The organism is Mycobacterium neumannii, from assembly GCF_048452905.1.
GTDB lineage: Bacteria > Actinomycetota > Actinomycetes > Mycobacteriales > Mycobacteriaceae > Mycobacterium > Mycobacterium neumannii_B.
In genome coordinates this window covers 1,191,603-1,217,047 of record NZ_JBCGVF010000003.1, presented here as the reverse complement: position 1 = coordinate 1,217,047, position 25,445 = coordinate 1,191,603, and the positions used below count along the sequence as shown (strand labels likewise).

General features: G+C 66.2%; 28 protein-coding genes. 15 read left to right on the top strand and 13 right to left on the bottom strand.

What is annotated here, in order from left to right:
• The first annotated feature begins 56 nt into the window (after nt 1-56).
• Nucleotides 57-314: a type II toxin-antitoxin system Phd/YefM family antitoxin gene (locus AAHH99_RS12240; protein WP_418768845.1), complete on the top strand. Its 258-nt coding sequence runs from the start codon at nt 57-59 to the stop codon at nt 312-314.
• Entirely contained in the window at nt 311-721 is a 411-nt protein-coding gene (locus AAHH99_RS12235; RefSeq protein WP_418768844.1) for a type II toxin-antitoxin system VapC family toxin, read from the top strand. Before AAHH99_RS12240 ends, AAHH99_RS12235 begins: the two co-directional genes overlap by 4 nt.
• Nucleotides 722-1,038: 317 nt before the next feature.
• Here AAHH99_RS12235 and AAHH99_RS12230 read toward each other — a convergent pair whose 3' ends face one another.
• The 4 genes from AAHH99_RS12230 to AAHH99_RS12215 form a co-directional block, all read right to left on the bottom strand.
• On the bottom strand, nt 1,039-1,821 hold the full coding sequence (locus tag AAHH99_RS12230) for a hypothetical protein (protein WP_418768843.1): 783 nt from the start codon (nt 1,819-1,821) through the stop codon (nt 1,039-1,041).
• On the bottom strand, nt 1,809-3,179 hold the full coding sequence (locus AAHH99_RS12225) for a hypothetical protein (protein WP_418768842.1): 1,371 nt from the start codon (nt 3,177-3,179) through the stop codon (nt 1,809-1,811). The genes AAHH99_RS12230 and AAHH99_RS12225 overlap by 13 nt, the downstream gene beginning before the upstream one ends.
• A gap of 4 nt (nt 3,180-3,183) precedes the next feature.
• Nucleotides 3,184-3,468, bottom strand: coding sequence for a type VII secretion target (locus tag AAHH99_RS12220; protein ID WP_418769609.1), 285 nt, complete (start codon nt 3,466-3,468; stop codon nt 3,184-3,186).
• A gap of 177 nt (nt 3,469-3,645) precedes the next feature.
• Entirely contained in the window at nt 3,646-3,981 is a 336-nt protein-coding gene (locus tag AAHH99_RS12215; protein WP_418768841.1) for a hypothetical protein, read from the bottom strand.
• A 150-nt stretch (nt 3,982-4,131) separates the two neighbouring features.
• Here AAHH99_RS12215 and AAHH99_RS12210 point away from each other — a divergent pair, with 150 nt between their 5' ends.
• Both AAHH99_RS12210 and AAHH99_RS12205 read left to right on the top strand, forming a co-directional pair.
• Nucleotides 4,132-4,677: a TetR/AcrR family transcriptional regulator gene (locus AAHH99_RS12210; protein ID WP_418768840.1), complete on the top strand. Its 546-nt coding sequence runs from the start codon at nt 4,132-4,134 to the stop codon at nt 4,675-4,677.
• Nucleotides 4,678-4,799: 122 nt separating this feature from the next.
• On the top strand, nt 4,800-5,498 hold the full coding sequence (locus tag AAHH99_RS12205) for a DsbA family protein (RefSeq protein ID WP_418768839.1): 699 nt from the start codon (nt 4,800-4,802) through the stop codon (nt 5,496-5,498).
• A gap of 23 nt (nt 5,499-5,521) precedes the next feature.
• Here the strand turns inward: AAHH99_RS12205 and AAHH99_RS12200 are convergent, their stop codons facing one another.
• From AAHH99_RS12200 to AAHH99_RS12190, 3 genes are all read right to left on the bottom strand, one after another.
• Complete coding sequence (locus tag AAHH99_RS12200; protein ID WP_418768838.1) at nt 5,522-7,141, bottom strand: peptide chain release factor 3; 1,620 nt, start codon at nt 7,139-7,141, stop codon at nt 5,522-5,524.
• An 87-nt stretch (nt 7,142-7,228) separates the two neighbouring features.
• Nucleotides 7,229-7,540 carry a hypothetical protein gene (locus tag AAHH99_RS12195; RefSeq protein ID WP_064345961.1) on the bottom strand — a complete coding sequence of 104 codons (312 nt, stop codon included), beginning with the start codon at nt 7,538-7,540 and terminating at the stop codon, nt 7,229-7,231.
• Nucleotides 7,541-7,624: 84 nt separating this feature from the next.
• A complete protein-coding gene (locus AAHH99_RS12190; protein ID WP_067388346.1) occupies nt 7,625-8,917 on the bottom strand; it encodes an alpha/beta hydrolase in 1,293 nt (430 codons plus the stop codon).
• Between the two features lie 211 nt (nt 8,918-9,128).
• Between AAHH99_RS12190 and AAHH99_RS12185 the strand changes: the two genes are divergently transcribed.
• Together AAHH99_RS12185 and AAHH99_RS12180 are read left to right on the top strand one after the other, a co-directional pair.
• Nucleotides 9,129-10,865 carry a DUF4407 domain-containing protein gene (locus AAHH99_RS12185; RefSeq protein ID WP_418768837.1) on the top strand — a complete coding sequence of 579 codons (1,737 nt, stop codon included), beginning with the start codon at nt 9,129-9,131 and terminating at the stop codon, nt 10,863-10,865.
• 145 nt (nt 10,866-11,010) lie between these two features.
• Nucleotides 11,011-11,766 (top strand): SseB family protein, encoded by a 756-nt coding sequence (locus AAHH99_RS12180; protein ID WP_418768836.1) that lies wholly within the window; start codon nt 11,011-11,013, stop codon nt 11,764-11,766.
• A 233-nt stretch (nt 11,767-11,999) separates the two neighbouring features.
• Here AAHH99_RS12180 and AAHH99_RS12175 read toward each other — a convergent pair whose 3' ends face one another.
• The 3 genes from AAHH99_RS12175 to AAHH99_RS12165 all read right to left on the bottom strand — a co-directional run bounded on the left by AAHH99_RS12175 (nt 12,000) and on the right by AAHH99_RS12165 (nt 14,467).
• Nucleotides 12,000-12,410 carry a hypothetical protein gene (locus AAHH99_RS12175; protein ID WP_064400414.1) on the bottom strand — a complete coding sequence of 137 codons (411 nt, stop codon included), beginning with the start codon at nt 12,408-12,410 and terminating at the stop codon, nt 12,000-12,002.
• Nucleotides 12,411-12,415: 5 nt separating this feature from the next.
• Nucleotides 12,416-13,972 (bottom strand): hypothetical protein, encoded by a 1,557-nt coding sequence (locus AAHH99_RS12170; RefSeq protein ID WP_418768835.1) that lies wholly within the window; start codon nt 13,970-13,972, stop codon nt 12,416-12,418.
• A gap of 177 nt (nt 13,973-14,149) precedes the next feature.
• Nucleotides 14,150-14,467, bottom strand: coding sequence for a type VII secretion target (locus AAHH99_RS12165; protein ID WP_418768834.1), 318 nt, complete (start codon nt 14,465-14,467; stop codon nt 14,150-14,152).
• Between the two features lie 102 nt (nt 14,468-14,569).
• Here AAHH99_RS12165 and AAHH99_RS12160 point away from each other — a divergent pair, with 102 nt between their 5' ends.
• Together AAHH99_RS12160 and AAHH99_RS12155 are read left to right on the top strand one after the other, a co-directional pair.
• Entirely contained in the window at nt 14,570-14,923 is a 354-nt protein-coding gene (locus tag AAHH99_RS12160; protein WP_418768833.1) for a Fe-S protein, read from the top strand.
• A gap of 58 nt (nt 14,924-14,981) precedes the next feature.
• Nucleotides 14,982-15,857, top strand: a complete 876-nt coding sequence (locus tag AAHH99_RS12155) for a hypothetical protein (protein WP_418768832.1) — start codon at nt 14,982-14,984, stop codon at nt 15,855-15,857.
• A gap of 32 nt (nt 15,858-15,889) precedes the next feature.
• Here the strand turns inward: AAHH99_RS12155 and AAHH99_RS12150 are convergent, their stop codons facing one another.
• Nucleotides 15,890-16,906 carry a TIGR03617 family F420-dependent LLM class oxidoreductase gene (locus tag AAHH99_RS12150; RefSeq protein ID WP_418768831.1) on the bottom strand — a complete coding sequence of 339 codons (1,017 nt, stop codon included), beginning with the start codon at nt 16,904-16,906 and terminating at the stop codon, nt 15,890-15,892.
• 171 nt (nt 16,907-17,077) lie between these two features.
• Here AAHH99_RS12150 and AAHH99_RS12145 point away from each other — a divergent pair, with 171 nt between their 5' ends.
• Genes AAHH99_RS12145 through AAHH99_RS12125 form a run of 5 tightly spaced genes read left to right on the top strand, consistent with a single transcriptional unit; the run spans nt 17,078 to nt 21,414 of the window.
• On the top strand, nt 17,078-19,471 hold the full coding sequence (locus AAHH99_RS12145) for a nitric-oxide reductase large subunit (RefSeq protein WP_418768830.1): 2,394 nt from the start codon (nt 17,078-17,080) through the stop codon (nt 19,469-19,471).
• Nucleotides 19,468-20,112 carry a hypothetical protein gene (locus AAHH99_RS12140; RefSeq protein ID WP_418768829.1) on the top strand — a complete coding sequence of 215 codons (645 nt, stop codon included), beginning with the start codon at nt 19,468-19,470 and terminating at the stop codon, nt 20,110-20,112. Before AAHH99_RS12145 ends, AAHH99_RS12140 begins: the two co-directional genes overlap by 4 nt.
• An 11-nt stretch (nt 20,113-20,123) precedes the next feature.
• Nucleotides 20,124-20,939: an SPFH domain-containing protein gene (locus tag AAHH99_RS12135; protein ID WP_418769608.1), complete on the top strand. Its 816-nt coding sequence runs from the start codon at nt 20,124-20,126 to the stop codon at nt 20,937-20,939.
• Nucleotides 20,932-21,264: a hypothetical protein gene (locus AAHH99_RS12130; protein WP_418768828.1), complete on the top strand. Its 333-nt coding sequence runs from the start codon at nt 20,932-20,934 to the stop codon at nt 21,262-21,264. The genes AAHH99_RS12135 and AAHH99_RS12130 overlap by 8 nt, the downstream gene beginning before the upstream one ends.
• A gap of 24 nt (nt 21,265-21,288) precedes the next feature.
• On the top strand, nt 21,289-21,414 hold the full coding sequence (locus AAHH99_RS12125; protein WP_418768827.1) for a hypothetical protein: 126 nt from the start codon (nt 21,289-21,291) through the stop codon (nt 21,412-21,414).
• On the opposite strand, the gene AAHH99_RS12120 is transcribed toward AAHH99_RS12125, so the two are convergent.
• On the bottom strand, nt 21,415-22,449 hold the full coding sequence (locus AAHH99_RS12120; protein ID WP_418768826.1) for a DUF2293 domain-containing protein: 1,035 nt from the start codon (nt 22,447-22,449) through the stop codon (nt 21,415-21,417).
• A gap of 72 nt (nt 22,450-22,521) precedes the next feature.
• Here AAHH99_RS12120 and AAHH99_RS12115 point away from each other — a divergent pair, with 72 nt between their 5' ends.
• Both AAHH99_RS12115 and AAHH99_RS12110 read left to right on the top strand, forming a co-directional pair.
• Nucleotides 22,522-22,728, top strand: coding sequence for a CopG family transcriptional regulator (locus AAHH99_RS12115; RefSeq protein WP_418769607.1), 207 nt, complete (start codon nt 22,522-22,524; stop codon nt 22,726-22,728).
• A complete protein-coding gene (locus tag AAHH99_RS12110; RefSeq protein ID WP_418768825.1) occupies nt 22,725-23,099 on the top strand; it encodes a type II toxin-antitoxin system death-on-curing family toxin in 375 nt (124 codons plus the stop codon). The genes AAHH99_RS12115 and AAHH99_RS12110 overlap by 4 nt, the downstream gene beginning before the upstream one ends.
• A 7-nt stretch (nt 23,100-23,106) precedes the next feature.
• Here AAHH99_RS12110 and AAHH99_RS12105 read toward each other — a convergent pair whose 3' ends face one another.
• Nucleotides 23,107-25,443 carry an AAA family ATPase gene (locus tag AAHH99_RS12105; protein WP_418768824.1) on the bottom strand — a complete coding sequence of 779 codons (2,337 nt, stop codon included), beginning with the start codon at nt 25,441-25,443 and terminating at the stop codon, nt 23,107-23,109.
• Between the last annotated feature and the right edge of the window lie 2 nt (nt 25,444-25,445).

The window sequence follows — 25,445 nt, the reverse complement described above, 5'->3', positions numbered from 1 at the left end:
TCGGCGTCTTACTCGGTCGGGCGATCTATGTGCTACATAAGTGCTACGCTCGTAGCATGTCCACGGTGGCCTCCCGCGAACTGCGAAACGACACGGCCGGCGTGCTTCGTCGCGTTCAAGCAGGCGAAGAGGTGACGATCACGGTGAATGGACGAGCCGTCGCGGTGATCGCCGCTGTCGAGTCGAAACGTCGGCGGTGGGTGTCGAAGGCAGAATTGGTCAAGCGGCTCCAAACCAGCCAGGCGGACCCCGGCTTGCGTGATGACCTCGCGGAGCTCGCCGGTGAAACCACCGAGGACCTCGACGAGTTGTGACGACCGATCGGCCCGTGGCCGGCCTCCTCGACACCTCGGTCTTCATCGCCGACGAGAACGGGCGGCAACTGGAGACGTCACTGCTTCCGGAGCAGCTGGCCACGACGGTGGTGACTCTCGCCGAACTGAATGCAGGTGTCCTCGCGGCGCGGACCTCGGAGATCCGGGCGCGTCGCCTTCGTACGCTGGATGCGGTCGCAGATATGACCGCGTTTCCGGTCGACGAAGAGGCGGCTCGACTTTGGGCGCTGCTACGCGTCCACGTGGCCGAGGCGGGCCGACGGGTCCGGATCAATGACCTATGGATCGCTGCAATCGCCGCCGCCAGGCAGCTGCCGGTAGTCACTCAGGACGGGGATTTCGATGTCCTAGAGGGTGTTGCGGGCCTGACGATAGTCCATGTCTGACAACGACTCTGGGTGACGGCCCGAGCAGGTCGGCCCGCACTGCGAGGCGCGGCGCTGAGGCGGCTGACGTCGAGACGCTTAAGGGGCCGGCCCGTTGATGAGTTCGTCGCGGTAGGGGAGCCGGCAGTGAAAGGGCACTATCTCGCGACGGTCTCAGCCGCGGGAGTGAACGAGGCCGCTGATCGAGTGGGCGCGGCTCCATGGCAGGAGACGTCAGCCGGGTTGAATCAGGCCGAACGCGGCCCGTAACCGGTCGCTGTCCATGCCCCCGCGCGCGGCTTCGCCGCGTGCCCTGTCGCCGCCGAGCGCTTCGGTCGTCAATCGAGCGCGAATCGCCCGTCACGAAACCGCTCGGCCGCACGGTGATCCACCAACTCCATCCGATCCTCGGGATGTTTCCAGTAATGGCGCACCATCCAGTAGAGCGGCACACCGGTCGGCACGTACAAGTTCAGGCCGCCTATGACTTCCTCGCTGCCATCGCGCAGGCACAGCACCACCGACCTGCCTGCCTTTTTCCCGTCTTTGGTGTCCGAATGGTCCTTGACGTCGACGATGTCGTTCCATTCGAGGGTTTTGGTATCGAACACGTTCGCGATTTCGATCATCGCTGGGGTGAACTTGAGGTATCCGACGCCGCGTCGCCGCACTCCTGCGACCAAACCCATGGCCGCCACCACAGCAAGCGCCGCGAATCCGATAGGGAAGAAGATCTGCATCCCGCGCGTCGTGTCAATGTCAATCATTCCCCGCGGCAACAATATTGCGAACATGGCCGCGAAGGGCACCGTCAATGCCAGACACGCGAAGTACAGCACCGTGAATGTCTTGTCCGGCCATACCGTGAACCCTGTGCGCTCGGCAGTCGTACGCGCTCTTACCACCCGCTTGGTCGCAAACGCCAGCGCGAGCATCAGCAAGAACAAGGGTCCAAAGGTTCCGAACCACACGATGGCCGTGAGATAGCTGCCACGGACGACAGTGAGAGCGCCCTGGCCAATCACGTACCCGAGCGCAACAAGAAGTCCCAGTCGCACCCAGAGCGGGAGTCGGCCGCTCTCGGCCCAATTCGGCGGTTCGGGAAGATTCAATACGGACACACGACCTCACCAATGAATTCGCCCATTTTCATGCCGCCGAGTCCTGCGAGTAGCCCCCCGGCAGCCGCGAATACCGGCACGGCCAATGGCGCTCCGGGGCCGGTCGCCACGCCAGCCGCCGCACCGAGCTCTGCGCCGCCCCAGCCACCACCGCCGCCGGCCACCCCCGCCACCAGCGCGATACATCGGTCTCTTCCGGACTCGGCCATCACCATGTCGAAGACCGTTGTCGCGACTGTCACTGCCGGTCCGCCGAACTTCATTGTCTTTCCGATATTTTCGACCGATTCCGCGGTGACCATCGGCAAGGAACCGCCACGGGCGATGTGCTTCTCCAGCCCCGACATCGCAGCAGTGGTACCCGTCGATATGTTGTCGATCAGCTCGACGGGCACCGCACTGTGCCGACCGTCTGCAGTAGTGAATCCGGCCTGTCGGTGGCCGGTGGGGTCCATCGACATCGTCCAGTTCGAGCCGTCCGCGAAAGTGATTGAGGTGTAGTCACAGTCGTTGGACAGGTCATGCCACGAACTGGTGCGCGCTACAAAGTCACCGTTCTTGTCGAACTCCTCGAGCTCGTAGAAGTTCTGCTTGCTGGGCCACTCGAACGGATCCATGCGGGTGGTGACGGCCTTGCTGCCGTCCTGTTTGACCACCGTCGTCACGTCCTCGCCGTATGCGTTCGTGGACTCGACGACCTCCCGAACGTTCTTCTGCTGATCAGCAGAACGAATCACCTCCTGCGCCACCGCGCCGATGGCTGTTCGGGGGTCGGCCACCTCATCGGGTGGTCGCTGCGCCGTGGGTAGCAGGATGCCCCCCAGATCGGCTGGCAGTCCCGCCTCAACGAACCCGAACTGGCTCCCTGCGGCCACCACCGCGTTCGCGGTCGCGTTGTCCGCATCGCCGACAGCGATCAGCATCGTGTTGACGGTGGCCTGCGCCTGCAAGGCCAACGCCTGCAGCTTGGCCATATCCTCCTCGGACATGTAGACCGGGTCGACGAGCACGACCCATTGATCGGTGACGTTCAGCGGACCCGCGTCGAGTTCGTCAGCCTTGGCCAACAACGCTTTACGCGCACTCCCGATCGACTCGGCACCGCTACTCAACGCCGCCGAGACCGCCTTGGCGTAGTCCGAGAACATCGACGCTTGGTGCGCCGCTCGACCGAACATTGCGCTCGCCGCGGCGTGCGACTTGCCTGACCATGCCCGCGTTTCCGGCATCCGCGTGCAGGCGTCGTCGATGCCCGACACGCCGTCGACGACTGTCTGCGCTGCCGTGATAATCGCCGCGGCCGACGTCGCCAACGACTCTGGATTCCAACTCTGGAGAGTCGGGCGAGAGGGCAGCATCGGATCAGAACAGCCCGTCGAATTCGCCGGCCAAGGCCTCGTCAGTCACTTCGAAAGTGTCCCCGGCACCGCGCACGGCCTGGCCCATCCGAGCCACGTTCTGCGCCAGGTTCTCGGCCACTTTGGAGAAATGCTCGCCGACCGACCTCGCCGCCCACTGCGTTGTCGCCCCGGGCAACCCGTCGGCCGCCGAAGTGGCCGTCGGGCCCACCGCGGCTCCCGTGATGTGACCGCTGACGGCATCGACGTGCGCGGCGAAGACCCGCAGGACCTCCGGATCGACCAGCACAGACATACCCCGCCTCGAATTGATGGTGTGTCTAGATTCTTAACACGCCCCCGGCGCACCGGGACGCACCAATTTCTTCTGGGATCGCCCCGGAGGTCTCGCACCGAGGCTCGGTATCTAGTGAACTGCCCGGGTGCATCGCGATCAGCGTGTCACCCGGGCGCAGCGTGCGAAGCGTCAGGCGGCTTGCCGTTCCATTTCCCTCGTCGGCTCAGCGGGCATGGACGTGGCGGCGTCCAACAACTGCTCGTGGTTATCGCGCACACCTCGGTACGTCGACAGATAGTGGTCGATCTGCTCGCGGCGCAGCGGTCGCGCCCAGATGTTCTCGCTGGGGATCTCGATACCGCTGTCGTTGGACTCCACGCGCTTGCGGGCACCAACGCGGAAGCCCGCCACTGCCGCCACCATCAACACGACCATGCCGGCCCCGATGATTCCCGCCACCGCACTTTGAGCGGCCAGCGCGTAAACGAACGTCCCGAGCGCCGCGAAACTCAGCAGCAGGGACACATACCCAACCGCAGTCGGTGGAATTCGTCCTATCGCCTTCAACATCAAAAGCACCTCTCGTAAGCTTCAACGAAACGCTACGCGCATCGTAGCGCTACGTTTAGTGTAGCGTTTTTGCAGCCGGAGATATTCCCGGCCAGAGGAGGTGCGATGGGACAGCGACGCGACGTCGACGACGGCATCACCGAGGCCACCCTGGCGCTCCTGCGCACCAAAGGGCCCAGCTCCGTGACCGTCGAGGCGGTGGCGGCGCGCTCCGGCATCGCCAAGACCACCATCTACCGGCGACATCGCGACCGCCGCGACATGCTTGCCGCCGCGCTGACGCGGGTGACCTCTCCTGAACCCCTCGCCGCATCAACCGCGGCACCGGATCGGTTCCGCTGGCTCATCGCAGAGGCGGTCAAGGCCATCGAGGTCGGCATCGGCTTTGGCGGTCTCGCCGCCATGCTCACCGACGACGACCCCGACTTCACCAAGCTCTTCCGCCGCATCCTGGCCAAGGAGCGGGCCGAACTGACATCAGTGATCGACGCGGCCAAGGCCGATGGATCGTTCCGCGCCGACGTTGACGGCGCCACCCTCATCAACGCCGTGGTCGGCGCAGTCATCGCCGAGCGCGCTCGCACGGGCCGCATTGCGAACGGCTGGGAAGAGCGACTGTTCGACCTCCTCTGGCCGACGGTGCGGGCCTGAACCCACCGTTGCCTCACGGCGCACGCTGCCGCCTGCCTGACGCGGGACGGTACGACCGTCGACTCCGGCATGTCCAGCTGGCAGGATGGCGACCGTTGGCCGCGCAGATCCGAGGTTCCGATGTGACTAATCGTCCTGTTGCCGTTGATTTTCACTTCGACGTCATGTGCCCGTTCGCGTATCAGACATCACGGTGGATCCGCGAGGTGCGCGATCTGAGCGGCCTGGAGGTGAACTGGCGCTTCTTCAGCCTCGAGGAAATCAACCGTCAGGACGGCAAGAAGCATCCGTGGGAGCGCGAGTGGTCGTACGGCTGGTCGATGATGCGCATCGGCGCGCTGTTGCGCCGGCAGTCGATGGCCGACCTCGACGCATGGTACGAACGCGCAGCACGAGCGCTCCACGTCGAAGGACATAAACCACACGAAAAGGCCGTCGCCCGAGCCCTTTTGGAGGAACTCGGCTTCGAACCCGGGCTCGTCGACCAGGCCATCGCCGACCCGACCACCAACGACGAGGTGATGGCCGACCACCAGCGCGTCGTCGACGCCGGCGGCTACGGCGTGCCGACGCTGTTCTTTCCCGACGGGCAGTGCCTGTTCGGGCCGGTGCTCATTGACCCGCCGGCGGGGGAGGCGGCGCTGCGGCTGTGGGACTCCGTCGTCGCCTGGACTGAGTTCCCGCACCTTTACGAGCTGCAGCGGCCGAAAACGCCCGCCGACCAGCAGGCCATCACCGAGACCTTCCGCCCGTATCTGGAGGCCAGGGACTGGGTGTCGATCAATCGGGGCGAGGTCGTCACGTTCGACCCGCCGGGTTGATACGGCGCCCTAGGCGCGTCGTCCTACGCCGCGACCAATGACCCGAGCTTGATGTCGGGGTTGTCGCGCTGGAAGCCGTCGAGCCGCCACGGGGTGGAGAACAGCACGAGCATGATGCCGTCGCTGCGGGTGAGCACTTCGGCCGACACCTGCTTGTCCATGAACTCGGCGTCGGCGGGGTCGACGACCCGCGCCACTTGATACGGCAGCGACTCCAACGCAATCGGGGTGCTGAACTCGGCCGCCATCCGGTGCACCGCCACCTCGAACTGCATGGGGCCGACCGCAGCCAGCACCGGCGCCTGATCGCCGCGACGGTCTGAGCGCAGCACCTGCACAACGCCTTCTTGCTCGAGTTGCTCGATCCCGCGGCGAAACTGCTTGTGCTTACTCGGATCGGTGCCGCGCGCTACCGCGAAGTGCTCGGGGGAGAAGCTCGGGATCGGCGGATACTGCACGGGCACATCGCGATACAGCGTGTCACCCGGGCGCAGCGCGGCGGCGTTCGCCAAGCCGATGACATCACCGGGCCACGCGGTGTCCAGCGTGGCGCGCTGCTGGCCGAACACCGACTGCGCATACTTCGTCACGAACGGCTTGCCCGTCGCCGCGTGGGTCAGGACATCTCCACGCTCGAAGGTGCCCGACACCACCCGTGCGTACGCGATGCGGTCGCGGTGTGCCGAATCCATGCCCGCCTGCACCTTGAAAACAAAAGCGCTGAACGGTGATTCGACTGCGCGACGCGCTCCCTCGACGTCGAGCGCTCCGCTGGGCGCCGGCGCAAGTCCGACCAGCACGTCGAGAAGCTGATTCACGCCGAAGTTCAACGCCGCCGACGTGAACAGCACCGGTGAGGCCGCGCCGCTGAGGAACTGCTCGCGGTCGTAATCGGCGCCGTCGGCGGACAGCAGTTCACTCTCCTCGACGGCGGTGTCCCAGTCGTCGCCGGCAGCAGCGTGGGCATCGGCCGCCGCGATGTGCTCCTCGGGGGCCGCGGTGGCACCGCCCGCGGTGCGGGTGAACCGGATGAAGTTTCCGCTTCGCCGGTCGAGCACACCCTTGAAGTCGCCGGCGATACCGACCGGCCACGTCAAAGGCGTGGGGCGCAACCCGATTCGCTCCTGGATCTCGTCCATCAATTCCAGGGCGTGGCGTCCGGGCCGGTCCCACTTGTTGATCACCGTGATGATCGGAATCCCTCGGTGCTTACACACCTGAAACAGCTTCAGGGTCTGGGGCTCAAGACCTTTGGCCGCGTCGATGAGCATCACCGCCGAGTCGACGGCCGTCAGCACCCGGTAGGTGTCTTCGGAGAAGTCGGCGTGGCCGGGGGTGTCGAGCAGGTTGATGACGCAGTCGCGGTACGGGAACTGCAACGCCGTCGAGGTGATCGAGATGCCCCTGGCCTTCTCCATCTCCATCCAGTCCGACACCGTCGCGCGCCGACCGGCTTTGCCGTGCACCGCGCCCGCCTCGGTGATCGCGCGCGCGTGCAGCGCCAGCGCCTCGGTCAACGTCGATTTGCCGGCGTCGGGGTGGCTGATGACGGCGAAGGTCCTGCGGCGGCCGGCCTCAGTGGAGATACGGCCAGGTGGCGCGGCGTCGGCGCTCGGCGCAGCCGTCAGAGCAGTGTCGGTCATAGCGGTGGCCATGGTATTGGCTCCGTGGCGCAAACCAGTAATCGGACGTTGCATGGCAGACGGCGTGTTTGGCCGGCTCGCCGAGCGTCAGCCCTGATCGCCGATGAGCCTTTCCAAGAGGTCAACGATGTGCTGTTGGCCTGCGGCCGCTACCTCGAGTTTTCCGCGCATTTCGCTGCGCAAATCAGTCATGTCATCGCGCAAGGCGTTGAAGCCGGAGACAGTGGCCCGACGAAAGTCGCGAAGCTCTGTGTGGAATTCGGTGACGTCGCGGTCGGCCGCGCCGGCGAGGACACGGGCCGCTGCGGCGTCCTGCTCACTCGCCTGTACCCGCTGCGCAAGCCCACGCACCTGGGTTTCCAGCGCCGACACGCGGGCTTCAAGATTGTCAGGCTCCACGCTCGAGAGCCTACCGCCGGCCCAGCCCTGTTTGACACATAAAATCGTGGCCGTTTCGTCACGGCAATAGCGGCGGCACCTGCCTCACGACGAGCGGAGGTTTTTCGATTGCGTCGCCTGCTGCCGGTTCGCGTAGACCTCGGCGAGGAATTGCTCGACGGCGACGGCCGCGTGCGCGGCGCGCGCCGACCCGAACATGTCGAAAGCGTGCTGGGCGAACGGCAATTCGGCGTACACGACCGGCTGGGTGCTGACATCCCGCAGCTTGGTGACGAACGCCCGCGCCTGCTCGACGGGCACCAGCGAGTCGTTAGTCCCGTGCAGGACGAAGAACGGCGGCGCGTCGGCGGTGATGTGGTTCACCGGTGAGGCCTCGAAGTAGGTCTCGAAGGCCGACTTCTGCGGCTGCTTGATGACCATCTGCTCGAGCAGCTCGGGCATCGAGGGATGCATCGCGTCGTCGAAGCGGGTGAAGTCGTAGACACCGTAGAACGGCACCGCGGCCTGCACCCGGGTGTCGACGTCTTCGAAGCCCGGCTGGTACCGCGGGTCGTTGGGCGTCAGCGCCGCCAGCGACGACAGATGCCCGCCGGCCGAGCCGCCGGTGATCGCGATGAAGTCCGGGTCACCGCCGTACTCGGCGATGTGCGTCTTGACCCACGCCAGCGCGCGCTTGACGTCGACGATGTGGTCGGGCCAGGTGTTGCGCGGGCTGTGGCGGTAGTTGATCGCCACGCAGATCCAGCCCAGCTCGGCAAGATGACTCATCAACGGATGTGCTTGTCCGCGTTTGTTTCCCGTCACCCAGGCACCGCCCGGAATCTGAAACAGAACCGGCGCCTTGCCGTTCCGGTCAAGGTCGGGACGCCGCCAGATGTCGAGCTGGTTGGCGCGGCTGTATTCGCCGTAGCTGATGTCGCCGTCGTGGGCGTAGTCGCGGTAGATGCGCATCATCCGCAGCGCGCCGGGGGTCTTGGCGGTACCGCCGCCCGCCGGCTGGCGCCACAGGCCCGACGAGTCGGTGCGGCGATCGGTGCCCAGGCCGCGGTCCAACGCCTCGGTCAGTGGGGCAGCCGCCTTGTGTCCCGCGCGGTTGAAGTTCAGCAGCCCGATCGCCGAGATAGCGGCCACCACCCACGCGACCACGCGCACCGGACGGCTCAGGCGCCGAGTGGTCAACGCCAGCCCGCCGATCTGGCTCGCCAGCGTCTGCAGTGGGAATTCGCTCACCACCAAACCGAACCCGAACGAGAAGATCGACGGGTAGCCCTTGCGCACCAGCGGTCGGTAGCCGTTGAGCGTCGAGGCCGCGGTGACTGCCGTGACAACTATTGCCGCGACCTGCTGGGCGATGCGGCCGATTCGCGCCTTCTTCATGCGGTCACCATACGAGCCGGCGCCGGTGCGGTGACACGGCCATACGTGCGCGACCCGCTGTCCGCGGAGAACGGCCGACACCCCGCTGTGGGAGAATTCCCGCATTCGCACGGCGTGATGGTGCGATCCGCGGGGGGTTCCGCCTGGCACATCGCCGACAAGGCCGTCGGTAGCGCTCTGTCACGCCTTGACCTGCACGTTTGGAGTTTTCATGGGCGTCCACAGGAATTCTGAGGCCGGCACTGGCGCCTCGCCGACCGCGTCGGGCCTCATCTGGCTCTCTGGCGGCGAGCCGCGCGACGTGTCTGCCCGCCACGAGCGGTCCACTTTGGTCAGCGCCGGTGTGGTGGTGCTGGTCACGGCGCTGCTGGCATGGCTGGTGGCCGCCTCCGCCCTGGCTCAGTCGACATCCTGGCCGTTGGCGACCGTCATCGCGGTGACCTCGGTGTTCGGGCTGCTGATCGGTGCCCTGAGCCGGGCGATCGCCGCGCGGCCCGTACGTGGCTCTGGTGTCGCGGGACGCGCTGCCGTCGCGGTCGCGGTCGGGCTTGTGATCGGTGAGCTTGCCGCCGTAGTCGTGTTCTCCGGATCGGTCGATCGGCTGCTCGACGAGCGGGCGGCGCGGGCCGCCGATTCCAGCCCGGCTGTCGCGCAGGCCGCAGCCGACGTGGACCGCAGCCGGGCCGCGCGCAGCGAGCTCGACGCCGCTGTCGAGCGGGCCGTGCAGCGCCGGCAGGACGCGCTGGTGGTGGCGCGCTGCGAGTTCAATCCCCGGCCCGAGTGCCCGCAGACCGTCATCACCGGCGTGCCGGGCGCCGGGCCCGAGAACCGGACGGCAAACGACTTCCTCGCCGACGCCCAGGGGAGCCTCGACGCCGCGCTGGCCGACCGCGATCTTCGCGCGCCTGCGCTCGATGCGCAGATCGCCGACGCCGAGCAGGCGCTGGCGCAAGCCCGGCAGGCCGCGACGACAGATGCGGATCGGGGACTCGGCGCGCAGTGGGTCGCGATGAACGACCACACGCTGGCGAACCCGGGGGCGCTGGTGTTGCGGATCCTTGTCGACGGCTTCTTCGTCCTGCTGAGCCTCCTGCCGTTGATTCTTCGGCGGTGGCGCGGTGAGACGTCGCAGGATCGCGGGATCGCCGCCGACGTCGCGCGGGATCGCGCCGAGCTGGAGGCCGACACGGCGGTCGCGGTGAAGCGGGCCGAGGTGCGTGCGGCCATCGACACCATGTGGGCCGAGCAGCAGCTGGCGAGCGCCCGCATGGCTGTCGAGGCGCAGCTGGAGATCGATCGCGAGCAGCAGCGCCGCCGAGTGATAGAAGCGGTCGACACCGCGATTCCCACACGTGCGGAACGTATTTCGGAGCCCGAGGATGTGTACCTGCCGATAGCTGCGGAGGCCGAGGCGGCGAGCCTCGTTGCGGCCGAGGCGCCGGCGCCTGATGTGAAGGTGGCGGAGAACCTGCCCGCACCCGTCGAGGAAGACCGCGCGGTAGAGCCCGCCAAGGAGTCCGGACGTCCGCTGATCCCGGGCATCCCGGATGTCACGCGTGCCGCCGCGCGCTGGATACGTCCACTGGTGCCGCCGATCATCGTCAACGCGATCGACACCACCACAAGACCGTTGCGGAGCGCACGGCAGGTCCTCGAGGAGACCGAGGAGATCCACTTCTCGATGCGACGCACGCGCAAGGTGACGACGCACGTCGAGGAGGGCGAAGTCGATGCGAGAGAACGTGTTTCGGATCCGACGGGTGAGGTGCGGCCAGTGTCTACCGTCCGAGGCGACGACCGTCGTCACGATTACGGCCAGGTAGGCGTGGGCGCGGAACACACGTCGTCGGCCGTGACGAGGGGTGAGGGCCGCCCTGAGTTGAGCGCGGGTGGCACGCGTGAGCTGAACGAACGTCGCGGCCCACGGGAACTTCCGCCGGGGCGTTGACCCAGAAGCCGTAAGACTCGTCATCTGAATGGTGGGTGCGACAGGTGTCGTCCGTGAGTGCCAACCCGCTTGATCGATCGGTGTGTACCTGCGGCGCCCGAGTGATTTCATGCGTACGGAGGTTCTTCACCGTGATCGGAGGCGCATGACTCTCGTCGACAACGCGACGGCTCGTCGAGCGGTTGAGGCGTTCGGGGCGAAGCCTGACCAGCGAGGTGTCCTCGATGTGCTGCGGTCGTGCATGTACGGCGAACTGCTTTTCGACGTCACCGGGTCCGACGAGCCCGAGGACGGTACTTTCGCCGCCGGAGCGCATCTGCAATTCCGCGGCGGTGCGGGACCCGATGGCGGCCGAGCACTCTATGTGTTCACCCGGCAGGAGGAGATTGCGCGCCTCTACGATTCGGACACCCGCATTCAGTCGATGGCCACGCCGGCGACTGGCGCGCTGAGTTTCGCTCGGAGCCGTCGGGATGCTTGGCTCTATATAGATCCTGCAGGTCCGACCTGTGCGCTGTCGGCGGCGGACATCGATTTCGCGCTGGGCAACCCGAGCAACGAGCCGTTGAAAGCGGCGCTCGCCGCATTCGATGCCGGAGACGCTGACAGGCAGGAGGTTCTGGAAGTTCTACTGACGGAGGGGCCGTTACTGCTGGGAGCCGACGGGAACTCCGTACCGGGCAAAACTTTGCTCCGATCAATGACTTTGAGTGATGGCTCAACCGCCCTGGTCGCTTTCACCAGCGCTCCCGAGGTCGCCGCGCACAACGCGTTCGATGGCCCGGGCTCATTCACCACGCTCCGGGTGCTGGACATGATCCGCAAGAACCGACACGGAGGAATCGTCATCAACCCCGCTGGGCCGTCAATTACATTCTCGGCAGCCGAGATTGGCGATTGACTCTCGCGGGCTGAGTCAATGTATCCCGAGATACTGACTGCCCAGGATCCCCTCCTGGGACAGTCAACGCGGGTCAGTAGTCAGCGAAGTTGCCATCCGACGCATCGACCAATCTGGTCGAGAGCCTCGGGGGACAGTTCGGGATGAAGGACGCTGAACCTGCTGATGATGTCGTTGACGCCTTCAGCCAAGGTCATCCGACGTCCGCGAATCCCCTTGTAGGAAGCCTTGAGTCACCGCCCGAGGATGCCGGCGCGCGCGGCTTCGAAGTGTTCGCCGATGATGTCGCGAACCCAACGCAATTGCTCGGCTGTCGTCTTTGGCTTGAAGCTGACCGACTCAACCAACTCCTCGAGAGGCGTATCCGGCAAGGGGACGAATTTTGTCAAGTACTGCCAGCTGAGTGACCTGTCATGAGGTCCGAATACGTTAGGCGCATCGAGTGGCGCGATCATGCAATTTGTACTGCCCTCGCGTGCGGATTGGTAGACCTGTATCTTGCAGTCTGCCGACCGGTAGTAAACAACAGCGCCTAGCCTGCCGCCTTCGTCAACGTTGAGGTCAACGCCATCGAGTCTGAAGCCGAGTTCGGACAAAAGAGGCCCGACAATAGACTGCACTTGATCTGAGAAGTCGTCGGCCATCTATGTCAGCCTTCCTTTTTCACCCATGAATTACCAACTCGCTCGTATCCATATGATGGCGCATTCTGCACCAAATACTTTATCTCCATTGCGGAGAACGAATCTGGGTCGGTTCGGACAACGTCATCCACTGAGGAAAAACGCGTGCCCTCGACTATGTAGTCGATACGGGCAACACCGCTTTCCATCTGGGTCTTGAGGAACTGCTCGTTGACGAGCCATCCGACCGCGTTTGCGTCAGGCTTGCTGAGGCCGTCGCCGATTGCGTTCCAGGTGTCTGGTCCCGTGTCGTAATAGATCCCGCCATTAGCGCGAGCCTCGCCGATGTATCCACCGTCAAGACCATCCCATTTGCCAAGAACGACGCGATCTACGTCGCCGAATCGGTGGGTGGATAGTTGCGCGACCTCGCGAGCGAGATCTGTCGTCGGGCTTCCGTTCACGAACGCTTCGTTCAGGTTCGAGGCAACAAGGGGCGCATCGGGTGAGTAACCCGCGTCGCCCAGCGGCAGTGGCGGATGACCGGTCGCCAATGGCGCCTCGGTGTGGCTCGGAAGATCAGCAAGCGGAGTCGAGTGCTCGACTGTGCCTGTGTGACTTGGCATGTCGATAACGTCATCGGGGATCGCAGCGCGCGCTCCGAGGGCGGCTTCGCCGCCGAACATCGCGCTCGGCGCGGTGAGGGCCGTACTGCCGGCGACCTCACCGAGATAGTGCTCGGGGTATTTCGTCAGGTGCTCGATATCCTCCTTCATCGAGTCGATCGGGTTCGTCACCCGTTCCCAGGTGCCCTTGGCCAGGTCCGTCCACGACTCTTTCAAGTCCTCCAACCCGTTCGCCCCGATGAGATTCTTGATGCTCTCTTCGGTGCCGAACCAGCCGTCGGCGAAGCCGTCCTCGAAGCTGGGTTTCGGCATTGCATCGCGTTCGGGCGTCTTGACTGGGGCAAGCGGTTTGTGCGCTGCGGCGACCATCGCGTCGAGCCGCTGTTCGATCTGCTCGGGCGGAACCCCGCTGTGCAACATCGTTTCGCGCGCGAGGTCCTTGAACTGCTTGACCGCGGCCGGGTCCAACCGCACCGGCTGCGCTGGTTGGCCAGGTTCGGCGATCCGGTCCAGTGCTTCATCGAGATTCTTCGGCGTCGACGACTGCTCGTCCAGCTTCGGTCCATCACGCCGCCCGCCAGTCGCAGGCAGCAGCATGTCCTCCAGCGACCCGGCCGTTCTCACCACCCGTTCACCGCTGGCCGCGGTGATCGCACCCGCCAACTCGGTGTCGATGCGCTCACCGTCGGCGAGCGCATCCGCGATGCGCTCCCTGAGGTCGGTGACCTTGGCCGCCACTTGCGCGGCGTACTCCTCGGTCATGTGGCTGGTATCGGGCGGGATCACCTGATTGGTGGACTCATCGATGCCCACTGCCGGTTGGGCGGCGGCATCGTCGAGGATGCCCTTGATCGTCTCGGCGAGGGCCTCCGCGTCGCGGTGGACGTTCTCCATCCTTTGAGCCGCCGCGCCGAGATTGTCGGCCACCGCTTCGTGGTCTGCGGCCGTGGCCGTCATCGCCGACTTCGCGGCCTCTGCGCCCTGGCCCTCCCAGGTCGACACCGTGATCAGCGAACGATAGAACTCAGCCGAGCCGGTGTGATTGTCCGCGGCCTCGCGTGCTGCCTGGGCCACGTCGGCGATCTCGGGAGGCCACTGTTTGAGCTCCCCAAGGCTCAGCGCCATGCCCGCACCTCACATCGCAGAGCCGGCGTCTTCTACCGCCTCGGCGCCACCGGCGTCGGTGCGCACATAACTGTCTGCCGCCTCGCGATGTCCCTGCGCGTGTTTGGCGAAATCGCCGGCGAACCGTGCGCCGTCGGACTCCCACGCCGCCAGCATCTTCGGCAACGCGGCGGCTGCCGACCCCGATCCGAGAGCGGTGTTCCCCGCTCGTGAATGTGCCGCCTGGTGCGCTGATTGAAACCCGCTCGCCTGGCCGTCGAGCCGGTCTGCGACCATGCGCAGCTCGGTCGGATCGACCTTCAGCGGCTCGTTCGAGTCAGACACCATGCCCCCTTTTCCAGCGTCAGCCGCACACTAACACCGCCCGACGGGCCGCCAACGCAGCAATTTCGTCCCCGGGAATCTTCGGCCAAGCGTTAAGCTCATCCCATGGAACTACTACGCAACGTAGTTGTACTGCTGCACATCGTCGGCTTCGCGATCACGTTCGGCGGCTGGGCCGCCGAGGCCCTGGCCCGGCGCTTCCGCACCACCCGCGCCATGGACTACGGCCTTCTGCTCTCGCTGCTCACCGGCCTCGCTCTCGCCGCGCCGTGGCCCGCCGGGATCGAACTCAACTATGCGAAGATCGGGATCAAACTGGTCATCCTCGTGATCCTCGGCGGACTCCTCGGCATGGGCAGCGCCCGCCAGAAGCGCACCGGCAACCCGATACCGCGCCCGATGTTCTGGTCGATCGGCGTCCTGTCGTTCGCCGCCGCGGCCATCGCCGTCCTCTGGTGACCCGATCAGCAAACGCCTGAATCAGTGAAATGTCATATGCACCTGGAATAATGGTGTAGTGACGCAAACTGCAATCGAACGTCTTCACATCGTCGAGGGAGCCGACTGGAAGGACGCGGTGATCACTCTTCTGGAGGATCGCTCGTCGTACCGGCCGTGGCGCTACGGCTTCGGTGAAGCCCACATCGGCGACCCGGTGGCCATCGTTCTGAACACCGACCCGCCGTCGGTCATGACGCGACTCGGTCGCATCGGTCCCGACGGCCGCTTCGACCGCGCCGAGATCACCTGGGGCCTGCCCAGCCCCGGCCTGGTGGACCTCGGCACCCTGGCGCGGGTGGTCAGGTTCGCCGGCGACGAGGACCCCCGCAAGGTGTGGCAGCTTCGCGGCGACGCGGCCACGCGCATGGTCCTCGCGCTGACCGACTGCGACGCCGACGGCAAGCGTTCGACGCGGTTCGGCCATTCGACGATGGCCGCGGCGGCCACCCTCCTGCACTCCTGCGGCCGGTGCACCGGATGCGGAGCCGTCCTCGACCTGCTCGGCGAGCGTGCCCGCGACGCCTTCCGCATCCGCACGGTCGACTTTCCCGAGCGGCCGCAACCCCAGCCGGTGATCATGGAAGCCACCAACGTGCCCAGTTACTTCTACGGCCCGATACCCGACAAGTGTTGGCTGCCAGAACTTCCCGCCGATTGGCCCGGCGTACTGTGCTTGCGCTGCGACACCGCCATGCGCGACGGCGGCTTCACAAGCCTGATCGACTTCCTGTTCGCCCAGCATCCGCGGTGTCCCTACTGCGGCGCCCAACGCACGCAAAGCGCACAGTTCGGAGAGGTCTTCCATCTGGACTTCCCGCCGTGGGACGACTACCGCGGCTGCGCCCGTCGAAAGGACAACTGGACCTGCACCGTATGTGGCAGCCAATGGTGACCCGGTCAAGGCGAGTCCGCTGAGCGCCCCACTTATCGTGTCCGAATTCGCTGCGCCACCTCGCCGTAGCGCTCGAACCGTTCCGGATCGGCCAACGCGTTGTAGAGCACCACGCGTGATGCCACCCCGCCGTACCGTGAGATCAGCGCGTCCGCCAACCCATCCCACGTCGACTCGGTCGCGAACGTCGCGATGTGTTCGTCAGTGATGCAGGCCGCCATGCCCGCGAAATCGCCCGCCTTCTGCTTCTCGCGGATCCGCGCCGTCGTGCCCTCGAACCCGGCCTCGTCCCAGATGAAGGCGTAGTTCGGTGTGCTGCCGTAGAAGCTCATGCTGGTGCGCACCAGCTCCCGCTCGCGATCGCGTTCTTCATCGGTGTCGCCGACGATCGTCATCACCGGCGCGATCACCGCGATGTCGTCAACTGAGCGGCCCGACTTCTCCACTCCCTCAGCCAGATTCGGCATCACATGCCGCTCGATGTACCCGGGCTCGCCGAGCGGATGCACATGGATCCCATCGGCCACCTCGCCCGCCATCCGCAGCATCCACGGATTGACCGCCGCGACATCGACCTTCGGGTCCGGCGCATCGATCGGCCCCGCGCTCCACTGCGGCGTGATGAAGTCCAGGCTGTAGAAGTCGCCGCGGTGCTCCAGCTTGCCTGTGCGGAACGCATGGAAGCACGCCTTCACCGCCAGCACGTAGTCCCGCAACCGCGGACCGGGTCGCTCGAACTCCATCCCGTAACGCCGCACGACATGGGTGCGCACCTGTGTGCCCAGGCCGAGACGAAAGCGCCCGCCCGAGGCCTCCTGTAACTCCCACGCCGTCGCTGCCGTCACGAACGGGCTGCGCGGAAACGCCACCGCGACGCCCGTCGACAACTCGAGTCCCGGCGCCGCCTGCGCCGCCACCGCCGCGTTCATGTACGGCGTGCGCCCGGTCTCGGTGAACAGCAGTCCGGAGAACCCGGCTGTCTGCGTCCGTCGGGCCAGCTCGCCGATATCCTGGAGCGGTTGCGGGGTCGTCATCACGTCGACGTGCACAGTCGCACCCTAGCCCGACCACCCGTCTGCCACGCCAACTTTGGCTAGCCTTTGCTTAGCAACCGCCAAGGCCGACGCGAACTCTCGGAACCTCCACCACTTTCGCGATGCCTTTCGTTACTTTGGCTACACGCTGCGATGGTGAATCCGATGTCGTCGGAAGGGATAGCCGTGACAGACCAGTTCTTGGAGCCCGCGCCGAGCAAGGCGGAACTCGCCATCTCCAAAGGCTGGGTCCAGGGCGTCGCCCTGGTCATGGTGTTCGGCTTCCTGATCATGGGTATGCTGGCCGCCCGCACCTACTCCGACTCGATGCCGCAGCCACAGCGTGTCGTCGGACCCGACGGCCAGACGCTCTACACCGAGCAGGACATCACCGCCGGACAGCAGATCTTCCTGCGCCGCGGGTTGCAGCAGTACGGGTCGGTGATGGGCCACGGCGGCTATCTCGGACCCGACTACACCGCCGAATACCTTCGCCTGTCGGCCGACCACGTCGGCCAGGAGCTGCGCGACGCCGGAGTGCAGGATCCGACCGCCGCCGTCGTCGAGATGATGCGGACCAACCGTTACGACGAGGCCACCGGAACGCTGCAGTTCACCGCCGAGCAGGTGAGCGCCTTCGAGAAGATCCGCGACTACTACGCCGACTTCTTCGGCACCGACTCCACCGAGTACGGCCTCATCCCGCAGGTCATCACCGACCCGCAGGAAATCAAGGAGCTGACAGCATTTTTCAGCTGGACGGCCTGGGCCAGTGCCGCCCAGCGTGACGGCCACTCCTACTCCTACACCAACAACTGGCCACCCGAACACCGCGTCAACAACACCCCCACGGCCGACATCCTGGTCTGGTCGGCGATGTCGCTCATCGCGCTGCTCGCCGGGCTCGGCGCGCTGTTCGCCCTCTACGGCCGGTGGAGCCGCAAGATCGGTTGGCACGCAACCGAAACCCCGTCCCTGAGGTTCCGCCAACCCGGTGAGGTCGCGATCACCCCGTCGCAGAAGGCGACCGCGTGGTTCTTCCTCGTCGTCGCGGTGCTCTTCCTCGGCCAGGCGATACTGGGCGGCGCCATCGAGCACTACCGCGCCGAGCTGAGCAACTTCTTCGGTCTGGACCTGGCCCAGATTCTGCCGTTCAACCTCGCGCGGACCTGGCACGTCCAGCTGTCGCTGCTGTGGACAGCGGCGTCCTTCCTCGCCGCCGGAATCTTCTTGGCGCCGATCATCTCCGGCCGCGAACCGCGCCGACAGTCCTGGCTGACCTACGGCCTGCTCGGCGCGTTGTTCGTCGTCGTGGCCGGCACCCTGATCGGCACGGCGCTGAGCACCTTCGGTGTCGACTGGGCCAAGGGCTCGATCTTCTTCGACCAGCAGTGGGAATACCTTGACCTGCCGCGCTTCTGGCAGGCGCTGCTCGTGATCGGGCTGTTCCTGTGGATGGCGATCATCTTCCGCGCGATCCGCTCGCGGCTGAAGACCGAGAGCAAGCTGAACATGCCGTGGCTGTTCTTCTACGCGGGGCTGGCCATTCCGGCGTTCTACGCCGTCGGCATGCTCGCCGGTACCGAAACCCATCTGACCGTCGCCGAATTCTGGCGGTTCTGGGTGGTGCACCTGTGGGTCGAGGACTTCCTCGAGCTGTTCACCACGGTCATGGTCGCCTACATCTTCGTGATGCTGGGTGTGGTGCGGCGCAAGATCGCGATCCAGCTGATCTTCCTCGACGTCATCCTGTACTCGATGGGCGGTGTGATCGGCACGATGCACCACCTGTACTTCTCCGGAACACCGGTGGAGCACATGGCTCTTGGCGCGTTCTTCTCCGCGCTGGAGGTCATCCCGCTGACATTCCTCACCGTCGAGGCGTGGACATTCCTGCAGCTGGGCTCGCGGCAGCAGTCGCGCAGCAGCGCGCCGTTCCCGCACCGGTGGGCGGTGATGTTCCTGGTCGCCGTCGGCTTCTGGAACTTCGTCGGCGCAGGCATTTTCGGCTTCCTGATCAACCTGCCGATCGTGTCGTACTACCAGATCGGCACCGCGCTCACAGCAAACCACGCGCACGGCGCGATGATGGGCGTCTACGGCATGCTCGCCGTCGGGTTGGCGCTGTTCGCGCTGCGCTACATCATCCCGCCGCAACGCTGGCCGGAGAAGCTGGCGAAGCTGTCGTTCTGGTCGCTCAACATCGGGTTGGCGTGGATGGTGTTCGCCACGCTGCTGCCACTCGGTGTGCTGCAACTGTGGCACTCGGTCAACGACGGTTACTACGAGGCCCGCACGCTGAACTACATCACCCAGTCGGGCAACGTGGTGCTCGAGTGGCTGCGCATGCCCGGTGACTTCCTGTTCATCCTCGGGGGTGTCCTGCCGTTCCTCTGGATCGCTTGGCTCGGTGTGCGATACGGCATCAAGGCGACCACGCACACGCTGCCCGCCGAGACGTTGTTCGTCGAGGAACACGCCCACGCCGAGGAGGACCGCACCGGTATGGCGGTACCGGGACGCAGCCGTTATGCGTCGGACCGACGGGTGACGCCCGACGAAAGCGGTGAGGGCCCGTGATCGCCGGCATCGGGATCGCCGCGTGGCTGACGATCGGCTACGCGGTCGTTCTCGTCGCCATCGCGTACGGCATCGACACCTTCGCCCGCCACGCCGCGGCCAAGGTCGAGGGGCACCGCACGGGCGCGTTCGTCTACCACGAAGACCACGATGCCTGGCAGTGTCCGGAGGATCAGTGGTTGTGGCCCACGTCCTTTGACCCCGACAACCGGGTCATGCGCTACCGGGGGACCCCGTCGATCTGCAACGCCTGCCCGGTCAAGCACACCTGTACCTCGTCGCACGACGGTCGCGAGGTGAGCCGCGCGATCGACAGTTGGCCGGCATCGGAGGCCGCGCGCTTCCACCGCGGAATCGCCTGCGCCGTCAGCGCCATCGCGGTGATCCTGCCGTTGGCGACGGCCCTGGCTGCCGACACCGCACCGGAGGCGCTGCTGCTGTTGGGCTCCGCGGTCGTGGTCGGTGTGATGAGTCTGCCGCTGTGGTCGCACCTGCGACGCACCCCGGCCGTTCCTGACGGGGTGGTGTTCCAGTCGCTCGACGAGAACCTCGAGGAACGAAAGCGGCTGGCAGAAGCGGAGATCCGGCGTCGGAGCTCGTATGCGTCCGACCGGCGGAACGAGCCGCGGGAGGTGCTCTGATGGACGCCTGGATGGTGGTTGTGGTTTTCTTCGCGATCGTGCTGCTGGCGGCTGCGGTCGCATCGATACGCGTGGTCAAGGAGTACGAGCGTGGTGTGGCGTTTCGTCTTGGCCGGCTGCGTGGGCCGCTGGGACCCGGCATCGTCGTCGTGCTGCCGGGCGTCGACAAGCTCGTGCGCGTCGACCTGCGGACGGTGACGCTGACGATCCCGCCGCAGGAGGTCATCACCCGCGACAACGTCACCGCGCGCGTCAACGCCGTGGTGCTGTTCCGGGTGACCGATCCGACGAAATCGGTGATGGCCGTGGAGAATTTCGCGATCGCGACGTCGCAGATCGCGCAGACCACGCTGCGTTCGGTCGTGGGCCGCGCCGACCTCGACACGCTGCTCGCGCACCGCGCCGATCTCAACGAGGACCTCGCGGCGTCGATCGCCAAACAGACCGAACCATGGGGGATCGTCGTCGAGGTCGTCGAGATCAAGGATGTCGAGATCCCCGAGATGATGCAGCGCGCGATGGCCCGCGAGGCCGAGGCCGAACGGGAACGGCGCGCCAAGGTGATCAGCGCGCGCGGCGAACTGCAGGCGTCGACAGAACTGCGCGATGCGGCGATCACGCTCAGCGAGAGCCCGGCGTCGCTGCAATTGCGCTATCTGCAGACGCTGCTCGAACTCGGCGCCGATCAGAACTCCACCGTCGTCTTCCCGATCCCCATGGACATCGTGCGCCCGTTCCTCGAAGGTTCACGGTCGGACAAGGCCGTCGACGCCGGCGGCCCCAGTGAGGCGGTTCCCCACATCAGGAGTGTGAAATCCGATGAGTAGCACCACACCTGACCCCGCGACGGTCGGCGAGACGGACGACGCCTTGGACGACGGGCGTCCCGTCGTACTCGAGCCGACGCCACCCGGCCTGTGGCGGGCACTGCTGGGAACGGCGGTCGCCGTGCTGGCGCCGCTGTTCGGGTTTCTGGTCGGCGGCATCTTCGGCGCCGGAACCACCGGCGACTCCGTCGATCCGATGTTCCTGTCGCTGTTCGCCGGCATCGTGATCGGCGGCGTCGGGGTGCTCGTTGCGCTCTCGGGTGGCGCGCGGTTGTGGCGGCACTTCCACCGGCAGGACGCGCTCCCGGAGGCCGACGGTATATAACAGATCTCGACCTAAATCTACGGTGTGACAGTCGAAATCGCATCGCTCGCCGACGTGATCCGCGCGGAGCAGGCCGCCGCCCGGCCGAAGTATCGACGCGTCTTGCCGACGCTGCGGGAGCTGCTCGCCCGCCGCGACGAACGGCGATAGTCATGTGTCGAGCATCGTGACACCCTCACGCCAGGCGGTGAGGACATCCTCGACGCGGTCGTACACCCGCGCCCTGGCGCTATCGCGATCGACACCCGACATGAGCAGGTCGTCGTATTCCGTGTCGATATGGCGGATCGACGCGGCGACGGCAAGTCGGACCGCTTCGGGGGCCAAACTCCGTGCCGCAGCGCTGCGGCCCACCCTGCCACTGCCGCGGGCCGCGGTGTGCATCGCGATCGCCTCCGCACGGTCCGGGGGACACCCGGGGAACTGCTCACGGATCGCGGCGGCGAACTCGCCCTGAAAGCGCACGTCCTCATCGGCGCGACGAATCCTGTCGCGATCGCGGCGCCTTGCCCGTAAGTCTGCGTCCGACAGGCATTCTCGCGCGGCCTGTTCGATGGCTGCCGACTCCACCAGGACGCCCTGTCGTTCGTAGCGATGACGTCGCCTGGCCCAGCGCACCACGACCGCGGACAACCGGCTGGCCTTCTTGGCGCGACGGGTGAGCGCGGCGTCACCGGACGGCAGGAATTCGAGATGGCCGAGGTCGGCGCAGTCGAGGCACAGGGTGCCGGCCGTGCCCTGGACCAGCAGATCGCCGGGGTCATGAGCGTCGCCGCACGAGGAACAGTCCCAGGGGTTGTGCGGCGAGATCACGACAATGTCGCGGGGACGCGGCTGTTCGCGCACCGGTTCGACGTGGCCCGCCGTCGCCAAATACGTGCGGTAGGCCTGTTCGACGTCGGGGTCGCCGTCGGCGGTGAAGACCAGATCGCCATAGGTGGCCTCACGCTGTTCGAGCCCGCGCTCTTCGGCCCAGCGCCGCAATGCCTCCGCGGCTTCCACGACCTTGTCGCCGCCGACCTGTACGCACATCTCCAGCCGCGGAACTCGGCCCCGCTCCCACCGCTCGACGTTCGGTTGCGCAAGCCAGCCCAGTTCCACGAGAACGTCGATGGTTCGGACCGCTCCTCGTTCGGCCAGCACCGCATCTGCCGCGCGGGCGACGCGCGTCTTCACGTTCGCCATGAGCCGACGTTACTTCTCGTGGGTGACATCGCCGAGCGGGACGCGTGGTATCAAAGTGGTATCGTCACGCGCATGGGCATGACATTGCGGACCAGCGAGAAGCAGGCGGAAGCGCTTCGCCGACAGGCCGAGGCCGAGGGGCGTTCCATGCAAGCGGTGGCGCTGTCAGCCATCGACGAGTATATCGAGCGCCGCGCGCATCAAAACGACGTAAAGACAGTGTTAGACAGGGTAATCGAACGTGAACAAGGTGTGCTGCGGCGACTCGCAGACACATGACCGTCTACCTGGACCTCGATGACTTGTTGCTGATCGCGGCGTGGGCGATCTCCAGTGAGGTGGTGGTCAGGGACTACGGCTTGCTGGAATCGGCGGTGGCGCGGCCCAAGACCACCGTCGCCGGGGCCGACGCCTATCCCGACATCCACACCAAGGCGGCTGCCGTGCTGCATTCCCTCTGCCGCAATCATGCACTCGTCGACGGCAACAGGCGGCTGGCGTGGACGGCGTGTCAGGTGTTCCTCGGCCTCAACGGTGAGAGGGTGACGGCAGGCGAGGACGCTCGTTTCGACTTCATGATCACCATCGCTTCGGGTGTGATCGACGACGTACCAGAGATTGCGAACCAGTTGAGGCCATGGTGCGCCTGAAACCCGGTTAGCGATCGGCCAGCCAGGCAAAGAACTCCTCGGCGGTGAACACCGGCTTGCCGTACTCCTGCGCCTTGCGCGCCTTACCCGACTGCGTGCCCGCCTCGGCCGTGACCAGCACCTCGCACCGTGTCTTGGTCACCGACCGCACCGGTTTCAGGCCCGCCCTCGCAGCCATCCGCTCGATTTCGTCGCGTTCCACCACGCGGCCGTTCGGGTCCAAAGCCGTTCCCGTGAAACAGATCCGCGCGCCGGGCGCCAGTGCTTCGCCGATGTCGTGGCGGGCGACCAACTCCGCGTCGCCGACCACGTCGACGCCCAGCAGCTCCGAAATCGCGTGCAGGCGCGCCACCACGTCGTCGGGCAGCAACGTCCGGGAGGCCGCCGCACGCAACTGATCCGCGACCGTCGACCGCGCCGCCGCATCCCACGACGAGTCGAGGTCCCGGTGCACCGATGCGCCCAACAGCACCGCGCCCACGTCGCGGCTGATCCTCAACAGCGCCGACAACCCGGGTAGATGCTCGGCCGTCGGCGTCGGCACGTCCGGGTCGCGGCTGACCAGTAGGCCCGAAACCGACTCCGCCGGTTCGGGTTCCTCGAACGGCGACGAACCCTCCTCGACGTCCGCGGCAGCCAACGCCCCCAGCGCCGACCGCGCACGTTCCAACGCCGTCCGCCCTGTCACGCGCGCTCCGCGCAGTTCGACGCCCAGCGGCATCGGCGTGACGTGGCCGAGTCGTTTGAGCTCGAAGTCGATCAGTCCGAGCGTCTCGTCCACTCCCGGCGCGACGGGCGTGCAGCCGGCCAGCATCGGCGCGATCACCGCCCAGGCTTCGCGCAGCGTCGGTGCCAGCAGTACATCGGACACGCTGATGCCGTAGGCGTTTCGCGCGTCGGCCAGATCACGCTGGGGGTTGACCAGCGTGGAGACGGCGGTCCCGTCGTCGAAGGCCACCGCCAGCTCCACCGGCCGCGGCCGCGACATCCGTCCTTCGTCGCCGACGGTGAGCATGCCGATCGCGCAGTACTTGCGCGCCGCGGTACCGCTGATCGAGCTGCGCAGGAAGCGGGCGATGCGCCGGTCGGTCTTCAAATCCTTCGGCAGCACAGGGCGTTTCAGCACCAACCCCGCCAGCGAGGTGCACCGGCTCAATGCCACGTACAACTGACCCGTGGAGAACATGCCGCCGGTGAGATCGACGACGACCCGCTCCAGCGTCTGCCCCTGGCTCTTGTGGATCGTGATAGCCCACGCCAGCTTGAACGGCAGCTGCGTGAACGTGCCGATCACCTCACGACGCAGCGTGCCGCCGTCGACCACCGGGCGCGTCGCCTCCCACGTGAACGGCGTGACCTCAGCGCATGATCCGTCGGCGAACTCGACCTCGACGACGACGCCGTAGCGGTCGTAGCCGACGCCGACGACTCGCCCGATCGAGCCGTTGACCCACCGGTCGCCCTGGTCGTTGTTGAGCATCATCACCTGCGCGCCGACCTTGAACCGCAGCTCGTCCTCGATCGGTTTGTCGAACAGCGACAGGTCCCCGGACTCGCGGGCGCGGTGCATCATCTCGTCGCCGTCGAGCCGCTCGAGATGCTGGCGGTTGCGTGCGGTCACGAGCCGATTGGTCGGCGCGAGCGTCAGCCAGAACTCGTCGTCGGGCGGGATGAAGTCGTTGTCGGCGCGGGCGTTGAGCTGCTCCTGGGCGTGGCCGAGCAGGACGCCTTCGCGAATCTCGTTCAGAATCGCGGTCATCCGGTCGTCGCCGAGCTGGCGGAAGACCGTCGTCAACGAGATCGTGAGGAAGTCCTCGCGGGCGAATTTGCGGGCCGAGAAGAAGTAGGGAGTCTCATAGACCGTCGAGAAGTAGGTTTCTTCGCCGTCGCCGACCACCGGTGGAAGCTGGTACAGGTCGCCGACGAGCACGATCTGCACGCCGCCGAACGGCACGCCCGGCTCCGGTCCGTAGCGCTCCAGCGCCGTGGCGACCATGTCGAAGACGTCGGCGCGGACCATGGAGGCCTCGTCGATGATCAATGTCTGCAGCGACGCCAGCGTCCTGGCGAATCGGCCCGGCCGGTACTGACCGCCGGTGACGTCGCTCAGCGTCGTCGTCGTACGGAAGCCGAACAGCCGGTGAATGGTGTAGCCGTCGACGTTGAGCGCTGCAATCCCCGTCGGCGCGACCACCACGACGTTGCGGTCGGTCTCCGCCATGAAGCGACGGATCAGCGTCGACTTGCCGGTGCCCGCCTTGCCCGTGAGAAACAGATGCTTGCCGCCGGCCAGGAGCGCCAAGGCCTCCCGGAACTCGTCGGTGAGGATCAGATCCCCGCTCACCG